The organism is Thiohalobacter sp. COW1 (assembly GCF_016629505.1).
GTDB lineage: Bacteria > Pseudomonadota > Gammaproteobacteria > Thiohalobacterales > Thiohalobacteraceae > Thiohalobacter > Thiohalobacter thiocyanaticus_A.
The window spans coordinates 2226688-2246892 of the sequence record NZ_AP024239.1 but is presented as its reverse complement, the minus strand read 5'-3'; the positions used below and the strand labels follow the sequence as shown (position 1 = coordinate 2246892).

Annotated in this window: 18 protein-coding genes and 1 riboswitch; of the genes, 9 read left to right on the top strand and 9 right to left on the bottom strand. The window is 68.0% G+C overall.

The features are described 5' to 3' along the window. Positions 1–74: 74 nt before the first annotated feature. The 7 genes from COW1_RS10520 (at position 75) to COW1_RS10490 (ending at position 6094) form a co-directional block, all read left to right on the top strand. Entirely contained in the window at positions 75–995 is a 921-nt protein-coding gene (locus COW1_RS10520; protein WP_201344140.1) for a branched-chain amino acid transaminase, read from the top strand. Between the two features lie 384 nt (positions 996–1379). After that, positions 1380–1604, top strand: coding sequence for a zinc-finger domain-containing protein (locus tag COW1_RS10515; RefSeq protein ID WP_096364592.1), 225 nt, complete (start codon positions 1380–1382; stop codon positions 1602–1604). Between the two features lie 23 nt (positions 1605–1627). Beyond that, entirely contained in the window at positions 1628–2563 is a 936-nt protein-coding gene (locus COW1_RS10510; protein ID WP_096364594.1) for a mitochondrial fission ELM1 family protein, read from the top strand. A 5-nt stretch (positions 2564–2568) separates the two neighbouring features. Then, positions 2569–3687 carry a glycosyltransferase family 4 protein gene (locus COW1_RS10505; RefSeq protein ID WP_172844233.1) on the top strand — a complete coding sequence of 373 codons (1119 nt, stop codon included), beginning with the start codon at positions 2569–2571 and terminating at the stop codon, positions 3685–3687. Next, positions 3684–4739, top strand: coding sequence for a glycosyltransferase family 10 domain-containing protein (locus COW1_RS10500; protein ID WP_201344139.1), 1056 nt, complete (start codon positions 3684–3686; stop codon positions 4737–4739). Before COW1_RS10505 ends, COW1_RS10500 begins: the two co-directional genes overlap by 4 nt. A 124-nt stretch (positions 4740–4863) precedes the next feature. After that, positions 4864–5268 carry a DUF6165 family protein gene (locus tag COW1_RS10495; RefSeq protein ID WP_096364598.1) on the top strand — a complete coding sequence of 135 codons (405 nt, stop codon included), beginning with the start codon at positions 4864–4866 and terminating at the stop codon, positions 5266–5268. A 22-nt stretch (positions 5269–5290) separates the two neighbouring features. After that, positions 5291–6094, top strand: coding sequence for a glycosyl transferase (locus COW1_RS10490; RefSeq protein WP_096364600.1), 804 nt, complete (start codon positions 5291–5293; stop codon positions 6092–6094). A 231-nt stretch (positions 6095–6325) separates the two neighbouring features. Here the strand turns inward: COW1_RS10490 and COW1_RS10485 are convergent, their stop codons facing one another. The 3 genes from COW1_RS10485 to lpxL form a co-directional block, all read right to left on the bottom strand. Beyond that, complete coding sequence (locus COW1_RS10485) at positions 6326–7240, bottom strand: glycosyltransferase family 9 protein (RefSeq protein ID WP_201344138.1); 915 nt, start codon at positions 7238–7240, stop codon at positions 6326–6328. Between the two features lie 139 nt (positions 7241–7379). Next, positions 7380–8522, bottom strand: coding sequence for an O-antigen ligase family protein (locus tag COW1_RS10480; protein ID WP_201344137.1), 1143 nt, complete (start codon positions 8520–8522; stop codon positions 7380–7382). Between the two features lie 6 nt (positions 8523–8528). Beyond that, positions 8529–9446: an LpxL/LpxP family Kdo(2)-lipid IV(A) lauroyl/palmitoleoyl acyltransferase gene (gene lpxL, locus COW1_RS10475; protein WP_201344136.1), complete on the bottom strand. Its 918-nt coding sequence runs from the start codon at positions 9444–9446 to the stop codon at positions 8529–8531. A 220-nt stretch (positions 9447–9666) separates the two neighbouring features. Here lpxL and waaA point away from each other — a divergent pair, with 220 nt between their 5' ends. Beyond that, a complete protein-coding gene (gene waaA, locus COW1_RS10470; protein WP_369801255.1) occupies positions 9667–10932 on the top strand; it encodes a lipid IV(A) 3-deoxy-D-manno-octulosonic acid transferase in 1266 nt (421 codons plus the stop codon). A 697-nt stretch (positions 10933–11629) separates the two neighbouring features. Here the strand turns inward: waaA and COW1_RS10465 are convergent. The 6 genes from COW1_RS10465 to COW1_RS10440 form a co-directional block, all read right to left on the bottom strand. After that, positions 11630–12175 (bottom strand): hemerythrin domain-containing protein, encoded by a 546-nt coding sequence (locus COW1_RS10465; RefSeq protein WP_201344135.1) that lies wholly within the window; start codon positions 12173–12175, stop codon positions 11630–11632. 184 nt (positions 12176–12359) lie between these two features. After that, positions 12360–13670: a TolC family outer membrane protein gene (locus COW1_RS10460; protein ID WP_201344134.1), complete on the bottom strand. Its 1311-nt coding sequence runs from the start codon at positions 13668–13670 to the stop codon at positions 12360–12362. Between the two features lie 265 nt (positions 13671–13935). Then, positions 13936–14259: a rhodanese-like domain-containing protein gene (locus COW1_RS10455; RefSeq protein WP_201344133.1), complete on the bottom strand. Its 324-nt coding sequence runs from the start codon at positions 14257–14259 to the stop codon at positions 13936–13938. Between the two features lies 1 nt (position 14260). Then, positions 14261–14419, bottom strand: coding sequence for a hypothetical protein (locus COW1_RS10450; protein WP_157745273.1), 159 nt, complete (start codon positions 14417–14419; stop codon positions 14261–14263). Further along, on the bottom strand, positions 14409–15086 hold the full coding sequence (locus COW1_RS10445; protein WP_201344132.1) for a protein-L-isoaspartate O-methyltransferase: 678 nt from the start codon (positions 15084–15086) through the stop codon (positions 14409–14411). The genes COW1_RS10450 and COW1_RS10445 overlap by 11 nt, the downstream gene beginning before the upstream one ends. 130 nt (positions 15087–15216) lie before the next feature. Further along, positions 15217–17514: a TonB-dependent siderophore receptor gene (locus COW1_RS10440; RefSeq protein ID WP_201344131.1), complete on the bottom strand. Its 2298-nt coding sequence runs from the start codon at positions 17512–17514 to the stop codon at positions 15217–15219. Positions 17515–18064: 550 nt separating this feature from the next. After that, a riboswitch (TPP riboswitch) is annotated at positions 18065–18158 on the top strand. 69 nt (positions 18159–18227) lie between these two features. On the opposite strand from COW1_RS10440, the gene thiC reads away from it, so the two are divergent. After that, positions 18228–20117, top strand: a complete 1890-nt coding sequence (gene thiC, locus COW1_RS10435) for a phosphomethylpyrimidine synthase ThiC (RefSeq protein ID WP_201344130.1) — start codon at positions 18228–18230, stop codon at positions 20115–20117. Positions 20118–20205: the final 88 nt, after the last annotated feature.

Genomic DNA, 20205 nt, shown 5'->3' with positions numbered 1-20205 from the left:
TGCCGCGACGAGTGTCGGGTTACGCCTTTCAGGCTAACCCGAGCTACATCCGAAAAACGAAGGAGAACTGCAAGATGTCGATGGCCGATCGTGACGGCGTCATCTGGATGGACGGCGAACTGGTGCCCTGGCGCGAGGCCACCACCCATGTCCTGACCCACACCCTGCACTACGGCATGGGGGTGTTCGAGGGCGTGCGCGCCTACAAGGCGGACAAGGGTACGGCCATCTTCCGGCTGCAGGACCACACCAAACGCCTGTTCCGTTCGGCCCACATCCTCAAGATGCACATGCCCTGGAGCGAGGACGAACTGAATCAGGCCCAGCTGCAGGTGGTGCGCGACAACCAGCTGGAGTCGGCCTACATCCGGCCCATGTGCTTCTACGGCTCCGAGGGCATGGGCCTGCGCGCCGACAACCTGCAGACCCACGTCATGGTCGCGGCCTGGGCCTGGGGTGCGTACCTGGGCGAGGAGAACATGCAGAAGGGCATCCGCATCAAGACCTCATCCTTCACCCGCCATCATGTGAACATCACCATGTGCCGGGCCAAGGCCAACGGCAATTACATGAACTCCATGCTGGCGCTGAACGAGGCGCTGACCGACGGCTATGACGAGGCCATGCTGCTGGACGCCGAGGGCTTCGTCGCCGAGGGCAGCGGCGAGAACATCTTCCTGGTGCGCGACGGCGTGCTCTATACCCCGGACCTGACCTCGGCGCTGGAAGGCATCACCCGCGACACCATCCTGCGGCTGGCCGCCGAACTGGGCCTGAGCGTGCGCGAGAAGCGCATCACCCGCGACGAGGTGTATGTCGCCGACGAGGCCTTCTTCACCGGCACCGCCGCCGAGGTCACCCCGATCCGCGAGGTGGACAACCGGGCCATCGGCAGCGGCACCCGCGGGCCGATCACCGAACAGCTGCAGAACCTGTACTTCGATGTGGTGCACGGCCGTCACCAGGTGCATCCGGAGTGGCTGACCTACATATAGGTGCCAGGTGCCAGGCACCAGGGCCGAGGAAAACACGCTCAAGCTGCAATCGCACTTGCTTGAGCCGCGTCATTCCCGCGCAGGCGGGAATCCACACGACCGCGGACCTGGATCCCCGCCTGCGCGGGGATGACGGTAAACTGAAATCCGGGTCGAGAATGCAGGTTGGGCTGAGCAGCGCGAAGCCCAGCACCGGGCCGCCGAGGTTATCTGATGAATGTCCGTCATTGCGAGCGCAGCGTGGCAATCTCTGAGTGCTGGCTCGCCCCGTGCGAGATTGCCGCGGCGGCTCCCATAGAACCCCTTCGGGGTTCATCATGGGTACCCCACCCTTCGGGTCTGGGCATCGCAATGACGGAGAAATGATTTTCCGGGAGGAAAAACATGACCAACCCCAACACCGCCGCCGACGCCGGCACCGATAAATACGAAACGCCCAACGCCAGCAACCGCTACGAGGTCACGCGCGACGACCTGCCGCTGCACTGTCCGCTGGAGTCCATGAGCCTGTGGAATTCCCATCCGCGGGTCTACCTGCCCATCGAGGCCACCGGCGAGGCGCAGTGTCCCTACTGCGGCGCCCATTACGTACTCAAGGGGCGGGACTGAAAGGGGGCGCAGGGCCTGCTGGCATGATGCAGTCCCGGACCCGGGTGATCTGGCGCTTCGTCGATGGCGTGCCCGGCCATGACAACCAGAGCGCGGGCCTGATCGCGGCGCTGCGCGACCGCGCGGCGATCGAGGTGTATGCGCCGGCCCGCGCCGCACGCCTGCCGGCGCTGCTGTACTGGGCGGCGGGCCGCTATCCGCCCGGCGCCGACCTGCCGGCCCCCGATCTGATCATCGGCGCCGGTCATGCCACGCACCTGTCCCTGCTGGCCGCCCGCCGCGCCCGCGGCGGACGCTGCGTGGTCCTGATGAAACCGAGCCTGCCCTGCCGCTGGTTCGATCTGAACCTGATCCCCGAACACGATGCGGTGCCGGACTGCGCCAGTGTCGTCACCACCCGCGGCGTGCTCAACCGCATCCGGCCCGCGCCGGTCAAGGACCGCGCCCTGGGCCTGTTTCTGATCGGCGGTCCCTCGCGCCACTACGACTGGCAGGACGAGCACATGATGGACCAGGTGCGCTCGGTGGTGAGCCATTTCCCCAATCATCGCTGGGAGCTGACCACCTCCCGCCGCACGCCCCCGGGCTGGCTGGCCTACCTGCGCCAGCACCTGGAGCCGGGCCTGCTGCGCCGACTCAGTCTGCACGACTGGCGCGAACTCGAACCCGACTGGCTGGTGCAGCGGCTGCCCCTGGCCGACAGCGCCTGGGTCAGCGAGGACAGTGTGTCTATGGTCTACGAGGCCCTGACCGCGGGTGCGGCGGTGGGGCTGCTCGACGTCCCGGCCAAGGGCAGGAACCGGGTTTCCACCGGCACCCGCAACCTGCTGCAGAACGAACAGGTGGTGCGCTACGCCGACTGGCTGGCGGGCAAGAAGCTCGCGCCCATGCGCGAGCCGCTGGACGAGGCCGGGCGCTGCGCCGAGGTCATCCTGCAGCGCTGGTCGGGCGACAACTGAGGGGCATGGTGTCCGAGCGGCCCCTGACCGTGGTGCAGCTGCTGCCCGCCCTCGACGGCGGCGGGGTGGAGCGCGGCACCCTCGAGGTGGCACGCGAACTGGTTCGTCGCGGTCATCACTCCTGGGTCATCTCCGGCGGCGGCCGGCTGGTCTCGCGCCTGACCGGTCAGGGCAGCCGGCATCTGCAGTGGCCCATCGGGGCCAAGTCGCCGCTGACCCTGCGCTGGGCGGGGCGGCTGCGCGCCTTCCTGCGCGAGCAGCGGGTGGATATCCTGCATGCCCGCTCGCGCCTGCCGGCCTGGGTGGCCTGGCGGGCCTGGAAGGGGCTGGCGGAGGCCGACCGGCCGCACCTTGTCACCACTGTGCACGGTCTCTACTCGGTCGGGCGCTACAGCAGTGTCATGACCCGCGGCGAACGGGTGATCGCCGTCTCCGACACCGCGCGGCGCTACATCCTGGACCACTACCCGCAGGTGCCGCCGGCGCGCATCGTCACCATTCCCCGTGGCGTGGACCCGGAGATCTTTCCCCACGGCTACCGCCCGCCCGAGTCCTGGGCCCGACGCTGGTTCGAACAGTACCCCTTCCTGCTGGAGCGTTACGTGCTGACCCTGCCGGGGCGGCTGACCCGGCTCAAGGGTCACACTGATTTCATCGAACTGATGGCGCGGCTGGTGGCCGCGGGGCTGCCGGTGCATGGCCTGATCGTTGGCGGCGAGGACCCGCGCCGCCGGCGCTATGCCCGCGGGCTGCACGAACAGATCCGCCGCCGCGGGCTGGATGCGCACATCACCTTCACCGGTCACCGCATGGACGTGCGCGACATCTACGCCGTCTCCAATCTGGTGCTGTCGCTCTCGCGCAAGCCCGAGTCCTTCGGCCGCAGCGTGGTCGAGGCCCTGTACATGGGCGTGCCGGTGGCCGGTTACGACCACGGCGGCGTGGGCGAGGTACTGGCGCGGCTGTTCCCGGCCGGGCGGGTACCGGTGGGCGACCTGGATGCGCTGGAGCGCACGGTGCGGGAACTCCATGCCCGCCCGCCCGAGATCCCGGCCAGTCATGACTACGATCTGCAGACCATGCTGGATGCCACCCTGAGCCTGTATCGGGAACTGGCCGGTTGAGCGCTGCGGTGCCGATCCGGGTCAAGGTGCTGAGCCGGGAGGCGCCGGGCGTGTGGGAGCGCCAGCTGCCGGGGACGGACCCGTGTTGGAGCCGCTGCCGTTTCAGCTTCGATCCGGCCGGGCGCGACTACGACTGGCTGGTGGTCTACGACGATTTGCCGCCGCAGGCCGGCGAGCGGCGCTCGCGGCGCATCGAGTCCCTGGCCTGTCCGCGTGCGCACACCCTGCTGGTGACCACCGAGCCCGCGTCGATCAAGACCTACGGCCGCGCCTACACCGACCAGTTCGGCTGCGTGCTGACCAGCCAGGAGCCCCGGGCGCTGCCGCATCCGGACCGGGTGTATGCCCAACCGGCGCTGCGCTGGTTCTATGGCATGGGCGGCAGCGGATTGATCGGCTGGGATGAGTTGGCCGCCATGGCGCCGCCGCACAAGATCCGCGACATTTCCCTGGTGTGGTCGGACAAGCGCCAGCGCCATACTCGTCATCGCCAGCGCCACGACTTCATGCGCCGGCTGCGCGCGGCCCTGCCCGAACTCGATGTCTATGGCCGCGGCGGCGGCGACATACGCGCGCTGGATGACAAGGCCGGGGCACTGGACGCCTACCGCTGTCATGTCGCCATCGAGAATCACGTCAGCCTGCACCACTGGACCGAGAAGCTGGCCGACGCCTTCCTCGGCTATACGCTGCCCTTCTATTACGGTTGCCCGAACGTGACCGATTACTTCCCCGCCGACAGCCTGGTTCCGATCGACATCACCGACTTCGGCCGTGCCTTGAGTACCATCAAGGCGGTGCTGGCCGACGCCGGTGAGTATGAGAGACGCCTGCCCGCCATCCGCGAGGCGCGCCGGCGGGTGCTGGAGGAGTACAATTTCTTCGCCGTGGTGAGTGGCATCATCGAGGCGCGGCACGACCGCGCGACCGCCGCGCCGGGCGGGCGGTTGTATTCGCGTTATGCCCTGCGCCGGGCGCGCCCGGGTGTGGCGCTGCAGCAGGCCTGGGAGAAGGCCCGCGCCCGTGCGCGCTGTCTGTATCGGCGTGGGTGAGCCTGTAGGATGGGTGGGGCGCAGCGCAACCCATCACCTCCAGCGGCCTGGTGATGGGTTATGGCGCAAGCGCCTCCACCCATCCTACGAGACTGTCATGGCTCAGATCGGCTGAAGGAAACGCATGAACGACACTGAAAACACCATCCTGATCGAGGTCGGCGCCGGCGAGCTGATCGACAAGCTCACCATCCTGCGCATCAAGTCCGAGCGCATGACCGACCCGGCCAAGCTGGCCAATGTGCGCCGCGAGTTCGAGGTGCTGTCGCGGGTGCGGGATGCGAGGCTGCCCGCCGCGCCGGAACTGGACCGGCTGGAGGAGGCGTTGCAGCAGGTCAATGCCGCCCTGTGGGAGATCGAGGACGCCATTCGCGACTGCGAGGCGCGCGCAGACTTCGGCGAGCGCTTCATCGAGCTGGCGCGTTCGGTCTATATGCAGAATGACCGCCGGGCCGAATTGAAGAAGGCGATCAATGAACTGTGCGGCTCGCGTATCGTCGAGGAGAAGTCCTATACCGAGTTCCGCTGATCCCGGCCGTCCGTTCGACGGCGTGGTGCTGATCAACCTCGACAGCCGCCCGGACCGGCTGGCGCGCTTCCGCGCACAGGCCGCGGCCGTGCCCGCCCTGGCCGGCTGGCAGCGCCTGAGTGCGGTGGCCGGCACCGGACTGCCGGGCTACGGCAGACGGCCCTGGTTCCGCGGCGGGAGGCGCGACCGCGTCTGGGCCGGTCGGGCCGGCTGCGTGCTGTCGCATCGCCGCGCGATCGAGCTGGCGCGGGCGCAGGGCTGGCGCAGCCTGCTGATCCTGGAGGACGATGTCGAGTTCGACGCGGCTCTGAATGCAGCGCTGCGCACGCCGGCGCTGGCGGCGGCGCAATGGGATATCTGCTATCTCGGCTACAGCCGCTGTCTGGGGCCGCTGCAGCGGGTGACGGTGTTCGACGATACAGCCTCGCTGTATGCCGTGCAGGGTGCCTACACCACCCATGCCTATCTCCTGCGCACCAGCCTGTACGACTGGCTGCTGCGGCGGCTGCCCACTGAGGCCGACGTCTGGCCCTGGCTGGCCCGGCACCGGGCCATCGATCGCTGGTATGCCCGCCACCTGGCCGCGCACTTCCGGGTTGCCGCCGTCTCCCCCACCCTGGTCGGGCAGTTCTCGGATTTCTCCGACATCGGTCAGCGCGGTCCCGGTTCCGACCGCGCGGCCCATCTGCACGGGCGGCTGGCGTCGGAGCGCGCGGTCGGGCCTGCCGCCTTCCGGCTGGGCTTGGGGCTGCGGCGGCTGCAGTTCGCCGGTGCCGGTGCGTGGGATGGCGTGCGTGCCGGCATCAAGCGGATGAGGGGGTTCTGAATCGAACGCCGTTGATTTGGGCGAAAAGACGGAATAGTAGAGTAGGATGGGTGGAGGCGCTTGCGCCATAACCCATCTCAGGCCGCGCGCGGCGATGGGTTTCGCTTCACTCCACCCATCCTACGGTAGATGGGGTTCGATCCGCGCCAGTTGCGTAGGATGGGTGGAGCGCAGCGCAACCCATCTTGCACGGCACTCCGATGGGTTGCGGCGCAAGCGCCTCCACCCATCCTACGGTAAACGCGGTTCGATCCGCGCCAGCACTGCCTCCACGCTCAACGCATTCAGGTCGGGTACCGCCATGGCATCGAACTGCGGCCGCAGGATTCCCGTGCGCCGCGGCGTGGTGTGCGGTCCGAACAGGGCCAGTCCCGGCGTGCCCAGGCAGGCGGCGAGGTGGCTGGGGCCGGTGTCGTTGCCCACCACGAAGGCGGCCCGGCGCAGCACTCCGGCCAGTTGGAACCAGTTCAGGTAGCCGTCCGGGCCGGTCAGGGTGTGGCCGGGAATGGTCCGCGCCAGTTCCAGTTCGTCCGGCCCCGGCGCGGTGACCACCTCGTGGCCGCGCGCCTGCAGGGCCGCGGCCAGTTCGGCGTAGTGCGGCCAGCGCTTGTGCGGATGGCGCGCCGCGCTGCCGGGGATGAGCACGATATAGGGTCGGCGCACCCCGGCGGCATCCAGCAGCGCGGTCACGTCATCGGCCATCCAGCCGACGTCGGGCGCGGGCGTATGCACCACCGGCACGCCGGCGGCGGCGAGCTGGGCCCGGTAGCGTTCCTGGTCCGGGTCTTCCGGCGCCACCGTGCCGGTGTCGCGCGACCAGGGAATGCCGGGCAGGAACAGCCGCCGGTACAGGGCGGTGCGGTCGGAGCTCTGCAGGTCATAGACCCGGTCGAAGCCTTCCGCCCGCAGTTGCCGGCGCAGGGCGAGTTGTTCCCGCAGACGGCGCAGCGGCAGGCGGGCGTCCGGGATCACCGCGTCCAGATGCGGACAGCGCTGCATCAGGGCGCGATAGGCGGGCTCGGTGAGCAGGGTGATACGGGCGTCGCGGTGACTGGCGCGCAGGTCAGCCAGTGCCCCGCTGCACTGGATCAGGTCGCCGAAGGCGCCGTGGCGGATCACCAGGATGTTGTGTGCCTCACGTCTCATGTTTCTCTCTGCCGCAGGCCGGGTTGCGATGGGTTGCGCTGCGCTCCACCCATCCTACGGAATCACCGCGCGTAGGATGGGTGGAGCGCAGCGCAACCCATCATCCATGACAGGCCCGGAGTGGTCGTGAATACCGCACTCATCCCGGCCTGTGTTCCGGACGGGACCCGCGCAATACCCCCCAGGCAAAGACGGTCACCAGCATCCAGATGTTCAGGAAATGCGTCGAGTTCAGCAGCGGGTACTCGATACAGCCGGCCACCACCGCTGTCGCCAGCAGCGCCAGCATCAGCCGGGTCTCCCCGCGGCCGTCGCGTTCCAGCATCAGCGCCAGCCGGCCCGTCGACCACAGCCAGCCGGCCAGGGCGAGCAGCCCGCCGCCCAGGGCCAGGTCCAGCAGCAGGTTGTGCGGTGAGTTCAGCGGCGCCCCGGGCAGGTCGCGGAAGGCGTCGATGCCCCAGCCGAGCAGGGGCGATTCCAGGATCCGATGCAGGGCGAACCAGGCGGCCTCGATCCGCCGCTGATCGCCGGAGCCGAGTTCGTCGGCGGGGATGCCGCCCGTGAGCACATAGGTGTACACCAGCGCAATGGCCAGCAGCGCCAGGCCGGCCAGCAACCGGTGGCGCCAGGGCCAGAACAGGACCAACAGGCCGGTCAGGCTGGCCAGCACCGCCCCGCGCGAATCCGAACCCCAGAGGGCGCTGAGCAGCAGCGCCGCCAGCAGCCATAACCCGACATTGGACGGCCGCGCGCGCAGCAGCCCGGCGCTGAGAATCAGGCCGAGGGCGGCGAAGCTGCCGTAGGGATTGGGATTGCCAGCAAGCCCGGTGAAATAGGGCCGGGGCCAGGCCTGCAGGTCGGTGCCATGGCGCTGCAGCCAGTCGATATGGCCACTGAGCGCCGTGACAGCCAGCGCGGCCAGGGCGATCCAGACCGCCCCGCGCAGACTGAGCCAGCCGCGCTCGAGCAGCAGCAGGATGCCCAGGCCCACGCCGAGCAGGCGCAGGTTGAGCTTGACGAGATCGGCCCAGCTGCTGGCCGTCTCCATGCCGATGAACTGCTGGCCGATCCCGGCCAGGGTCACCGGCACCAGCCACCCGGCGCTGGCGGCGAGATAGCCGCGCAGGGCCGGGCGGCGCCAGTCGCCGCGCCGCGCCAACAGCAGGGCCAGCACCAGCAGGCCGCCGCTGATGTGCAGGCTGGCCCACTTGGGCGGCAGGCTCAGCAGCAGGAGGGCGAACAGGCCGTGGGCGGCGATGACGGCAGGGCGGGATCGATCCATGGGTGCTCAGTATACCGCGGGCGCACCGCCCGGCCGGGTCTTGAAGCGCCGGTGCGCCCACAGGTACTGCCCGGGCCGGGTGCGGACCTGCGCCTCGATCAGTGCATTGATGCGGGCGGCATCGGCCTCGGGTGACGCCCCGGGGAAGTCTGCCAGTGCCGGCTGCAGGCGCAGTATATAGCCGCGGCCATCCGCCCGCCGCTCGGGGAAGAAGGGCACCACCGCCGCGCCGCTGGCCGCGGCCAGGCGCGAGGTGGCGGTGATGGTGGCCGCCGGTACGCCGAAGAAGGGGGTGAATACACTCTTCTCGCGGCCGTAGTCCTGGTCGGGGGCGTACCACACCGGCATGTTCCGCTTCAGGCTGCGCAGGAAGCCGCGCATGTCCTCGCGCGCGATGGCGCGCTCGAAGTGACGTTCGCGCGCCCGGCGCATGGCGCGCTCGAACACCGGGTTCTTGTGGGTGCGATAGAGCACATGAAAGGGGGTCTGCAGGGCCAGCAGCCGGCCGGCGATCTCCAGGGTGGTGAAATGCGCGCTCAGCAGGATCACGCCGCGGCCCCGGGCCAGGGCGGCCTGCAGGTGCTCCAGGCCTTCCAGTCGGTAGCGGCCGGCGAGCCGCTGCGCCGGCGTCCACCAGCTCATGGCGGTCTCGATCACGCCCAGTCCGAGCGACTGAAAGTGCTGCCGGAGCAGGACGGCGCGCGCCCGGGCGTCCAGTTCGGGAAAACACAGCTCCAGGTTGATGCGGGCGATGCGGCGGCGCTCACGGGCCAGACGATACAGCAGCCGTCCCAGTCCCCGGCCGAGGGCACGCTGCAGCGGCCAGGGCAGTTGCGCCGCGCCCCAGCCCAGCCCGAGCAGCAGCCAGGTCGGCCAGTGGCGCGGGGCGAGCAGGGCGGGCGGCAGGGGGTCGGGGCGGGGCATGGTGAAAAATATTCACATCCCGTCATTCCTGCGAATGCAGGAATCCAGGAGTTGTGACCGATGCGGGTTACTGGATCCCGGCCTGCGCCGGGATGACGGATCTGCAGGTATCATATATGTGAGTTTACCCGTTCGGACATGGACTTGTCCGCGGACCGGGTCATTGCAGTCGCGCGCCCCAGGCGGGATACTCGGCAGCCTTGTGTCCGAGTTGCTGGAAGTGTCCTTGCGCGCGCTCTATTCCGCCCTGCTGTATCTGCTGCTGCCCGTTGCCCTGCTGCGGCTGCTCTGGCGCGGCCTGCGTGCGCCGGCCTATCTGCGCCGCTGGGGCGAGCGCTTCGGCTTCGTGCCGGTGCTGGAGGCGCGGCCCTGGATCTGGGTGCATGCGGTCTCGGTGGGCGAGGTGCAGGCCGCCGCGCCCCTGGTCAACGCCCTGCTGGAGCGCTATCCCGAGTATGAACTGCTGGTGACCACCACCACGCCGACCGGCGCCATGCAGGTGCAGCGGCTGTTCGGCGAGCGGGTGCGCCACGCCTATCTGCCCTGGGACCTGCCGGACGCGGTGGCGCGTTTCCTGGCGCGAACCCGGCCGCGGCTGGGGCTGATCATGGAGACCGAGTTGTGGCCGAACCTGATCGCGGCCTGCGCGCGGCGGGAGATCCCGGTGGCGCTGATCAATGCCCGGCTGTCGGCGCGCTCGGCGGCGGGCTACCGCCGGGTGCGCGGGCTGGCCGCCGCCACCCTGCGGCGGGTGCGCTGGATCGGCGCCCAGAGCGACACCGATGCCGGACGCCTGATCGCCCTGGGCGCCGACCCGGCGCGGGTGACGGTGACCGGCAATACCAAGTTCGATGCGGTCATCCCCGGCAGTGCGCGTGAGCAGGCCGAGGTGCTGCGCCGTGGCTGGGATCCGGCCCGGCCGGTGTGGATTGCCGCCAGCACCCACGAGGGCGAGGATGAGCCGCTGCTCGCCGCCCATCGCCGGGTGCGTGCGCGCCTGCCGCAGGCGCTGCTGATCCTGGTGCCGCGCCACCCGGAGCGTTTTGCCCGCGTGGCCGGGCTGGTCGAACGCGCCGGGTTCCAGGTCGCGCGGCGCAGCCGCAACGAACCGGTCACGGCGCAGACAGCGGTGTACCTGGGTGACACCATGGGCGAACTGCCGGTGCTGCTGGCCGCCGCGGATGCGGCCTTCGTCGGCGGCAGTCTGGTGCCGGTGGGCGGCCACAACCCGGTGGAGCCGGCCGCGCTGGGCCTGCCGGTGCTGTATGGCCCGCATATGTTCAATTTCAGCGGCATCGTGCAACTGCTGGAACAGGCAGGCGCGGCGCGGGCGGTGGCGGATGCGGGGGAACTGGCCACGGCGGTCAGGACCTGGCTGGAGGATGCCAGCGGGCGTGCCGAGTGGGGCGAGCGCGGGCGCCGGGCGGTGGAAGCCAACCGCGGGGCGCGCGACCGGGTGCTGCAGCATCTGGCGGAGTTGTTGTAGCAGGACGCTGCCGGAAACGGGTTACGACCCTGATTCCGGCATGTAGGATGGGTGGAGCGAAGCGCAACCCATCGCGGTGCGGCCTGAGAGCGATGGGTTACGGCGCACCGCGCCTCCACCCATCCTACTGTGTTACGCAGGCCGGGATAGGCGCAGTGTCCCCGGCATTTGTGCCGGGCAAAGCGTGTAGGATGGGTGGAGCGAAGCGCAACCCATCGCGGTGCGGCCTGAGAGCGATGGGTTACGGCGCACGCGCCTCCACCCATCCTACTGTGTTACGCAGGCCGGGATAGGCGCAGTGTCCCCGGCATTTGTGCCGGGCAAAGCGTGTAGGATGGGTGGAGCGAAGCGCAACCCATCGCGGTGCGGCCTGCAGGCAATGGGTTGCGGCGCACGCGCCTCCACCCATCCTACTGGGTTACGCAGGCCGGGATAGGCGCAGTGTCCCCGGCATTTGTGTCGGGCAAAGCGTGTAGGATGGGTGGAGCGAAGCGCAACCCATCGCGGTGCGGCCTGAGAGCGATGGGTTGCGGCGCACGCGCCTCCACCCATCCTACTGTGTTACGCAGGCCGGGATAGGCGCAGTGTCCCCGGCATTTGTGCCGGGCAAAGCGTGTAGGATGGGTGGAGCGAAGCGCAACCCATCGCGGCACGGCCTGCAGGCAATGGGTTGCGGCGCACCGCGCCTCCACCCATCCTACTTGAGGCTGTCGGGCAGGGCGTCCTCGGCGACGTTGCGCCGGCGGGCCATGGCGCGGCCGAGGCGCTTGCGGTCGGCGTCGTTCAGGGCCTGCTCGGCCGGCATCAACACCTTCTGTTCCTCATGCTGGATGTGCTGGCGATAGGCGTTGGTGAAGGCACGGATGCGCGCGTCCAGCGCGGCGCTGTCGTCGATGCCGTCCAGCTCGGCGAGCCGGGCATCGAGCTCACGCCAGGCGGATTCCAGTTCCGGGTGCTGGGCGCTGAGTTCGCGTACGGCGGCATTGAAATCCGGGCTCTGCTCCTCCAGCAGCGGGAACAGATCGCGCTCCTCGTCCTGGTGATGCAGATGGGCGGCCGTGTTGAAGTAGTGCCGGATCTTCTCCACCGTCTCCTGCAGTTCCGCCTGCTTGCCCGCGTCGATCTGCGCGGGCAGTTTCTCCAGGGTCGAGCAGTGCATCAGCATGCGCATGTGGCAGGCGCGCAGCAGCCCGAGCGGGTCGTCGAAGCCGGGGGCCGGCTGGGGGAAGGGGAAGTCGGGCATAAATAACAGAGACCGTCAGGGAGCCTGATCTGAATGACGCGTGCGCGAAATTCCAGCTGCCGCCATCCCGGCGCAGGCCGGGATCCACGACCGGCGGCGGCTACTGGATTCCGGCCTGCGCCGGAATGACGGGAATGTTGTTGCTTGCGACATTTGTCCGAGCATCGGTTATTGAACCTGAACCCTACTGGAACCAGCTGTTGATGGCCTGCAGGTCGTCCACCCCGAGGCTGCCGGCGGCCTGTTTCAGGCGCAGGGTGCTCAGCAGGTAGTCGTAGCGGGCGCGGGCCAGATCGCGCTGGGCGCGGAAGCGCTCGCGCTGGGCGTCCAGCACGTCGACGATGGTGCGGGTGCCGACCTCGAAGCCGGTCTCGGCGGCCTCCAGCGCGGTCTCGGTCGAGACCAGGGCCTGTTCCAGGGCGCGCACCTGGGCGATGCCGCTGGCGACACCGCGGTAGGCGTCGCGGGTCTGGCGCTGGGTCTGGCGCCGCGCCTGGTCGAGTTGCTCCTGGCTTTCGATGAAGCGGTAGTGGGCCTCGCGGGTGAAGGAGTTGACCGCGCCGCCCTGGAACAGCGGGATGTTCAGTTCCAGGCCGATGCTGGCGTCGTGGCGCTTCACCCCGGCGATGCCGCCGAAATTCTGGTCGCGGCGGGTGAGGGCGGCGCTGGCGTCCAGGGTGGGGTAGTGGCCGGCGCGCTGGCGCTTGACCTCCTGGCGGGCGGCTTCGACCGCGGCCTGCAGGGCCACCAGGTTGAGGTTGTTGTCCAGCGCCTTCTCCACCCAGACGCCGGTTTCCTGCGGCTCGGGCTGCAGCAGCTGCAGCTGGTCGTTGAGCGGATTGACCGGTTCGTTCAGTTCCCCGGTGATCTCGTACAGGGCCTCGCGGGCCGAGTCCAGCTCGTTTTCGGCCACGATCTCCTGGCTTGTCGCCAGGTCGTAGCGGGCCTGGGCCTCGTGCACGTCGGTGATGGCGATCAGCCCCACCTCGAAACGTTCCTTCGCCTGTTCCAGCTGGCGGCCGATGGCCTCCAACTCGGCGCGGGCGAAGATCAGGTTGTCCTGCGCGGCCAGCACGTTGAAGTAGCCCTCGGCCAGGCGGATGATCAAATCCTGCTCGGCGGCGCTGTACTCGGCCAGGGCCCGGGCGACCAGGCTGTCGGCCTGCTCCAGGGCGACGAACTGGTCCCAGCGGAACAGGGTCTGGGTGGCCGACAGGGTGTAGACCTCGTCGGTTGAATAGCTGGTCTGGTCGGTGATGCGGTTGTCGTAGCGGTTGCGCTGGTAGCTGCCGTTGATGCCGACGTTGGGCAGCACCTGCGCCAGGGCCTGGTCGTCGGCTTCCAGCAGGGCGTCGCGGTTGGCGGCGGCGGCGCGCAGGGTCGGGTCGCTGTCGGCGGCGATCCGGTAGGCGCCGAGCAGGTCCAGCGCCAGGGCCGGTTGACTGGCCAGCAGGCCGCTCATCAGGGTTGCCAGCAGGGTGCGTTTTGCGTTCATGCGTTCATCCGGTTGCGGGTGACATGTGGGGGTCGGGATCAGCGTCCCATTATCGGTTGGTGTTGCTGCGTCCGCAATGACGGAGGTCAGGGACCCGAACGGCGCTCGCCCCGGTCAGATTGCAGACATTGCGATTGTCGCGACCGCCATCGTCATTCCCGCGCAGGCGGGACAAAAAGCACGAAGCGCGTTAAACGCCGCGGTCAATGGATCCCCGCCTGCGCGGGGATGACGGGGTTGAAGTCAGTGCCATTCGCCAGAGGCCTTAATAGGTCGCCATGCCGGGATCCACGTCGCGGGCCCAGGCATCGACCCCGCCGCTGAGATTGATGACATTGCTGAAGCCGAGCTGGGCCTCCAGGTAGCGTGCCACGCTGTAGCTGCGCACGCCATGATGACAGATCACGATCGTCTCGCGTTCCGGGTCCAGCGTCTCGGCCTTGAGCGGGATCTGGCGCATCGGGATCAGGGTCGAGCCCTCGATGCGGCAGACTTCGTATTCCCAGGGCTCGCGCACGTCCAGCAGCAGCGGCGGTGTCTGCGCCTGTTCCAGATGGGCCTTGATTTCGGCGGGCGTGAGTTGGCGCATCTCAGGGCCCCGGGCGGATCCGGACATTGTGTGCATCGCGGCTGCACTCGCCGGCGTCATTCCGGTACAGGCCCGGATCCAGTGACCGCTGCGGCATCTGGATCCCGGCCTGCGCCGGGATGACGATGATAAAGTCGGTCAGACCTTGCTCAGAAGTCAAAGTTCTCGATCCGCGGTGCGTTCTCCAGCGGCGGGATGGAGGTGTCGAACAGACTCTCACTGGCCCACTGGTCGGCCGCGACCCGCGTGATCAGCATGGCCTCCATCACCGGCGGCTCGCCCACGATCACGAACAGCCGGCCGCCCACGGCCAGGGCATCGTGGAAGCCGCGGTGCAGCAGCGGCAGCGAGCCGGTCACGGCGATGACGTCGAAGCCCTGCTCGGCGTCCCAGCCGGCGGCGGCGTCCTCGGTGCGCAGTTCCACATTGGTGATGCCGTGCTGCTCCAGCTTGCGCTCGGCGGCGTACTTGAAATCCGGGTGCAGGTCCACGCTCAGCACCTGGCGTCCGAGCCGGGCCAGGCAGGCGGTGAGATAGCCGCTGCCGGTGCCGATCTCCAGGATGCGGTCGCCGGGCTGGATGGCCAGGGACTGCAGCAGCCGGCCTTCCAGCCTGGGCGGCATCATCACCTGCCCGTGTTCCAGCGGCAGGCTGATGTCGGAGAAGGCCAGGGTGGAGCGGTACTGGGTGGGGACGAAGTCCTCGCGCGGGGTCTGCATGAGCACGTCCAGTACGCGCTGGTCGAGCACGTCCCAGGGACGGATCTGCTGCTCGATCATGTTGTGGCGCGCGCGTTCGAAATCAGCGGTATCGGGCTGTTCGCTCATGCTTCCGGTATCCCCGTGTCAATCGCTTCAGCCGGTTAGGTTACGGGGTTTGCGGGGGGCAGGCAAGGTGGATCCATGCTCCCTCCCGACCTCCCCCGGCAAGGGGGAGGGAGGAGGGTATGGACAGGGCTCAGAACCTGAAGTTGAGCGAGGTGTAGATGCTGCGCCCCGGACCCGGCACCGTAACCCCCCAGGGCACGCCGGCGGCGGACATGGTCTTGCCCTGGCCGAGATAGGCGCCGCCCAGCGGATGCTGGTAGAAGCGGTCGAAGACGTTCTCCACGCCGGCCTCGATGCGCAGCTGCTTCCAGGTGTAGCTGGTGCGCAGATGCAGCAGGCCGTAACCGCTGGTCTTGACCTCGTTGCGGGTATCCGAGACGTCCGACTTGGCGTCCACCACCTCCACCTCGGCGGTATTGCGCCAGGCGCCGAGGTTCTGCGTCACGGCCAGCTTCAGGTTCAGCGGCATGATGTTGTACAGGTTGTCGTCGGTGTCCTGGTTCTCGCCGCGCACATAGCTGAGCACGCCGTCGATATGGAAGTCGCCCAGCCGGGTGTCCTCCGCCAGCGGCGCGTGGGCGGAGACGTCGATGCCATACAGGCGAGCGTCCTCGTTGACGAACTGCAGGTAGACGAAATCGTTCGTCACCGCCAGGTTGGCGTCGGTGCAGGCGGTGCCCATCATGTCCCGGGTGGTGGCCGAGGAGCAGCGGGCGGCGTCGATGTAGTCCTCGACGTAGGTCACGTAGGGCGTGACCTGCACCCCCCAGCGCTGTTCGCTCGGGTCATGCCAGTCGAAGGTGGCGCTCAGGGTGTGCGCCACTTCGGGGTCGAGTTCGAGGTTGCCGACATAGCCGTTGCCGTCGCCGGCCAGGTTGACCATGCGCATCGCCATGCCGTGGGTGGACCAGGCATAGCGCTCATACAGGTTGGGCGAGCGGGTCTTGCGGGCGTAGCCGAACTCCACGCTCAGGGTGTCCTTCGGTGTGAAGCGCGCCAGGGCGGTCAGATCCAGGTTGTCGTCGTTGCGGCTGCGGTCGGCGGCATTGAAGTCGGCCGCGTCCTGCGGCGAGAACATGGGGTTGTAGCCCTGCACCTCACCGGTATCCATGGCGACGCGCTCGTAGCGCAGGCCGAACTGGGTCAGCCACTGCTCGTTCCAGCGTGCCTCCCATTCGCCGAAGGCCGCCAGCCGGTCGCGTTCGCCGTCGTTGATGTTCCAGAAGGTGTTGGGGAACATCATCTTGCCGGAGGGATCCCACCAGTCGTCCAGACGGTACTGCTGGACCTCGGCGCCGACGCGCAGCAGGTCGCGGCCATTGAGCGGGATGTCGCCCTTGACCACCAGGCCGCGGTTGTCGCCCTCGGTCTCCATCGGCATGCCGGCCGCGCAGCCGTTCATGCCGCCCTGGATGGTGCAGGGCACGCCGTCGGGGATGGAGCCGTCGTTGGCGCCGTACCAGAACAGCCTGTCCTCGCCGAAGCCCATTTCGTGATCGGTCTGTTCGCGATAGGCGTTCGCCTCCAGTTTGCCCCAGTTGTACTGGCCCTCGTAGCGCAGATTGAACCGGATGCTCTCGTTGGAGGTCATGTCCATGCGCTGGTTGGGGAAGCCCTGTTCGGGGATGTCCTGCGTGGCCACTGTGAGTTCGGCCAGGTGGTTGTCGCGCCGCAGCGCCAGGGCCAGCGACTGGTTGGTGGTTTCATAATAGGTAGAGCCGACCTCGTCGCCGTCCAGGTAGCCGCGGCCGGCCGCGGCCAGGCCCGCCGGTTTGAAATCATCGCCGGCCTCGTAGTTGTTGGCCCTGGCGGTGGAGCCGGTGTAGGTGAGGCTGGCGTTCTCGCTGGCCAGGGTGGCAGCGAGGTTGGCGCCGCGGGCGTCGCCGTTGCTGCGATAGAAGGTGCCGATCTCGCCCGTGGTCAGCAGGCCCTCGCCGGGCACGGCAAACACCGGGTCGGCCGATTCCACCACGATGGTGCCGCCGATGCTGTCGCCGCCGAGGCTGACCGGGGTCAGCCCGGCGAATACCGTGGCGGTGGCGATCCGGGTGGGGTCGATATAGGACAGCGGCGGGTTCATGTGGTTGCCGCAGGCGGAGACCAGGTCCATGCCGTCGACCTTGATGCGCACGCGGTCATCGGTCAGGCCGTGGATGGACGGCAGGCTGGAGACGCCGCCGGCCCCCTGCAGCTCGACGCCGGGGGTCTGCTTCAGCAGGCGGGCCGTGTCGCTGCTGGCCGCCGGCAGGGAGCGCAGGCGCTGCGAGTCGACGGTGGAGTGATTCAGGGTCGAGGCCTTCGGGAACTCGGGGGCTTCCTTGACGATGTCGATGACAAGAGGGTCGTGCTCGGCCAGCGCGATGCCGGGGAGGGCCAGCGCCAGGCTGATCTGGCAGGCAAGTGAGGAAGCCGTGAATTTCTTCTGCATCTGGGTGTCTCCGCAAAGGTGTCAATGCACCATCAATTTCAGACAGTCCGCCGGTGCGGCGTGCTGGACACACGTGCCGGACCGACGATGGTCAAGGCGGCTGCTTTATCTGTGTGCGACGGTTGAATCCGGCGGCTGCCGCATCATTCCCGCGCCGACATCGGCTGCAGCTCTCTCAGCAACAGAGCGGCAATATACATGCCAGCGGCGGAATATCAGCAATCGCGCGGGACCGGTGTTTCATCCGGTCGGTTCGCCCTGTTCCAGTGTTTCGTTATGGAATGCGTCTGCGCATCATCGCAGCCGGATTGGGATCAGGCTGGCAGTCGCTGGCGCTTGCCACTGACGGACGAATCCCGACACCGGTTACAAATGCCGTGCCACCTGGAAGATGGCTGTATTTAAAGGGGTTTGTCAGGCTGCAGCCCGATGTGAGCCGGGTATTTGCCCACTGAGTGCGGCAAATGCCCCAGCCGCGGAGCGGGTCGGAAAGCACGCCTGCCATGTGGGTGGTCTGCTTGCAAATCCCCCGGCCCTCCGCTACCTTCACCCTTTCGGCTAGGGGTGCCCCGCGCGGGGCTGAGACAGACCCTTTGAACCTGACCCGGCTCGTACCGGCGTAGGGAAAGCCAGCGCAGCAAGCTTCTCCCCCCGATTTCTCGTTCCCGCGCTCCCCCGCCGCCCGTACACACGCAGATAGCGAGGCAGCAATCATGAGCGCCATCCCGGAAGATTTCGTCAGGAAGACGGCCCGCCTGTCCGAGGAAGTGACCCGGCCGTTCCCCGGCTCCAGCAAGCTCTACATCCAGGGCTCGCGCCCGGATATCCGGGTGCCGCTGCGCCAGATCGAGCAGACCCCGACCCTGACCTCCGGCACCCCGGAGGAGAACCCGCCCATCCCGGTCTACGACACCTCCGGCCCCTACACCGACCCGGCGGCCAAAATCGATCTGCTCAAGGGCCTGCCCGCCCTGCGCGAGGCCTGGATCCTGGAGCGCGACGACACCGAGCAGCTCGACGGCCCGACCTCCGAGTTCGGCCGCGCGCGCCAGTCCGCCCCCGAGCTGGCCAACCTGCGCTTCGAGCACATCCACCGTCCGCGCCGCGCCAAACCCGGAAAGAACGTCACCCAGATGCACTATGCCCGGCAGGGCATCATCACCCCGGAGATGGAGTACATCGCCATTCGCGAGAACTGCCGGCTGCAGGCACTGCGCGAGGACCCGCGTTACGCCAAACTGCTGCGCCAGCACGCCGGCGAGTCCTGGGGCGCGAACATCCCCGAGGAAGTGACGCCTGAGTTCGTGCGCAGCGAGGTGGCCGCCGGCCGCGCCATCATCCCGGCCAACATCAACCACCCCGAACTGGAGCCGATGATCATCGGCCGCAACTTCCGGGTGAAGATCAACACCAACATCGGCAACTCCGCCGTGACCTCGTCCATCGAGGAAGAGGTGGAGAAGATGGTGTGGTCGGCCCGCTGGGGCGGCGACACCCTGATGGATCTCTCCACCGGCAAGAACATCCACGAGACCCGCGAGTGGATCCTGCGCAACGCCCCCATGCCCATCGGCACCGTGCCCATCTACCAGGCGCTGGAGAAGGTCGACGGCAAGGCCGAGGAACTGACCTGGGAGATGTTCCGCGACACCCTGATCGAGCAGGCCGAGCAGGGCGTGGACTACTTCACCATCCACGCCGGCGTGCGCCTGGCCTATGTGCCGCTGACCGCCGACCGTGTCACCGGCATCGTCTCCCGTGGCGGCTCCATCATGGCCAAGTGGTGCCTGGCGCATCACCGCGAGTCCTTCCTGTACACGCACTTCGACGAGATCTGCGAGATCATGCAGGCCTACGACGTCTCCTTCAGCCTGGGCGACGGCCTGCGTCCCGGCTGCATCGCCGACGCCAACGACCGCGCCCAGTTCGCCGAACTGGAAACCCTCGGCGAGCTGACCAAAAAGGCCTGGGAGCACGACTGCCAGGTCATGATCGAGGGCCCCGGCCATGTGCCGCTGCACAAGGTCAAGGAGAACGTGGACAAGGAACTCGAGGACTGCTTCGAGGCCCCCTTCTACACGTTAGGCCCGCTGGTCACCGACATCGCCCCGGCCTACGACCACATCACCTCCGGCATCGGTGCGGCCAACATCGGCTGGTACGGCACAGCCATGCTCTGCTACGTCACCCCCAAGGAACACCTGGGCCTGCCCAACAAGCAGGACGTCAGAGACGGCATCATCACCTACAAGATCGCCGCCCACGGCGCCGATCTCGCCAAGGGCGTCCCCGGCGCCCAGCTGCAGGACAATGCGCTCTCAAAGGCCCGATTCGAATTCCGCTGGGAGGACCAGTTCAACCTCAGCCTCGACCCCGAGCGCGCCCGCGAATACCACGACCAGACCATGCCCAAGGAGGCCCACAAGGTGGCGCACTTCTGCTCCATGTGCGGCCCCAACTTCTGCTCCATGAAGATCACCCAGGACGTGCGCGACTACGCCGCCAAGCAAGGGATTTCCGAGGACGAGGCCCTGGAGAAGGGGTTGGAGGAGAAGGCGGTGGAGTTCCGGGAGTTGGGGACGGAGATTTATCGGAAGGCTTGAGAATTCATTCCGCCGTGATCTCATAACTTATTAATAATTATTAACTTTATTTAGCGCCCATCTGCTTGTAATCTACTAATCATGGACA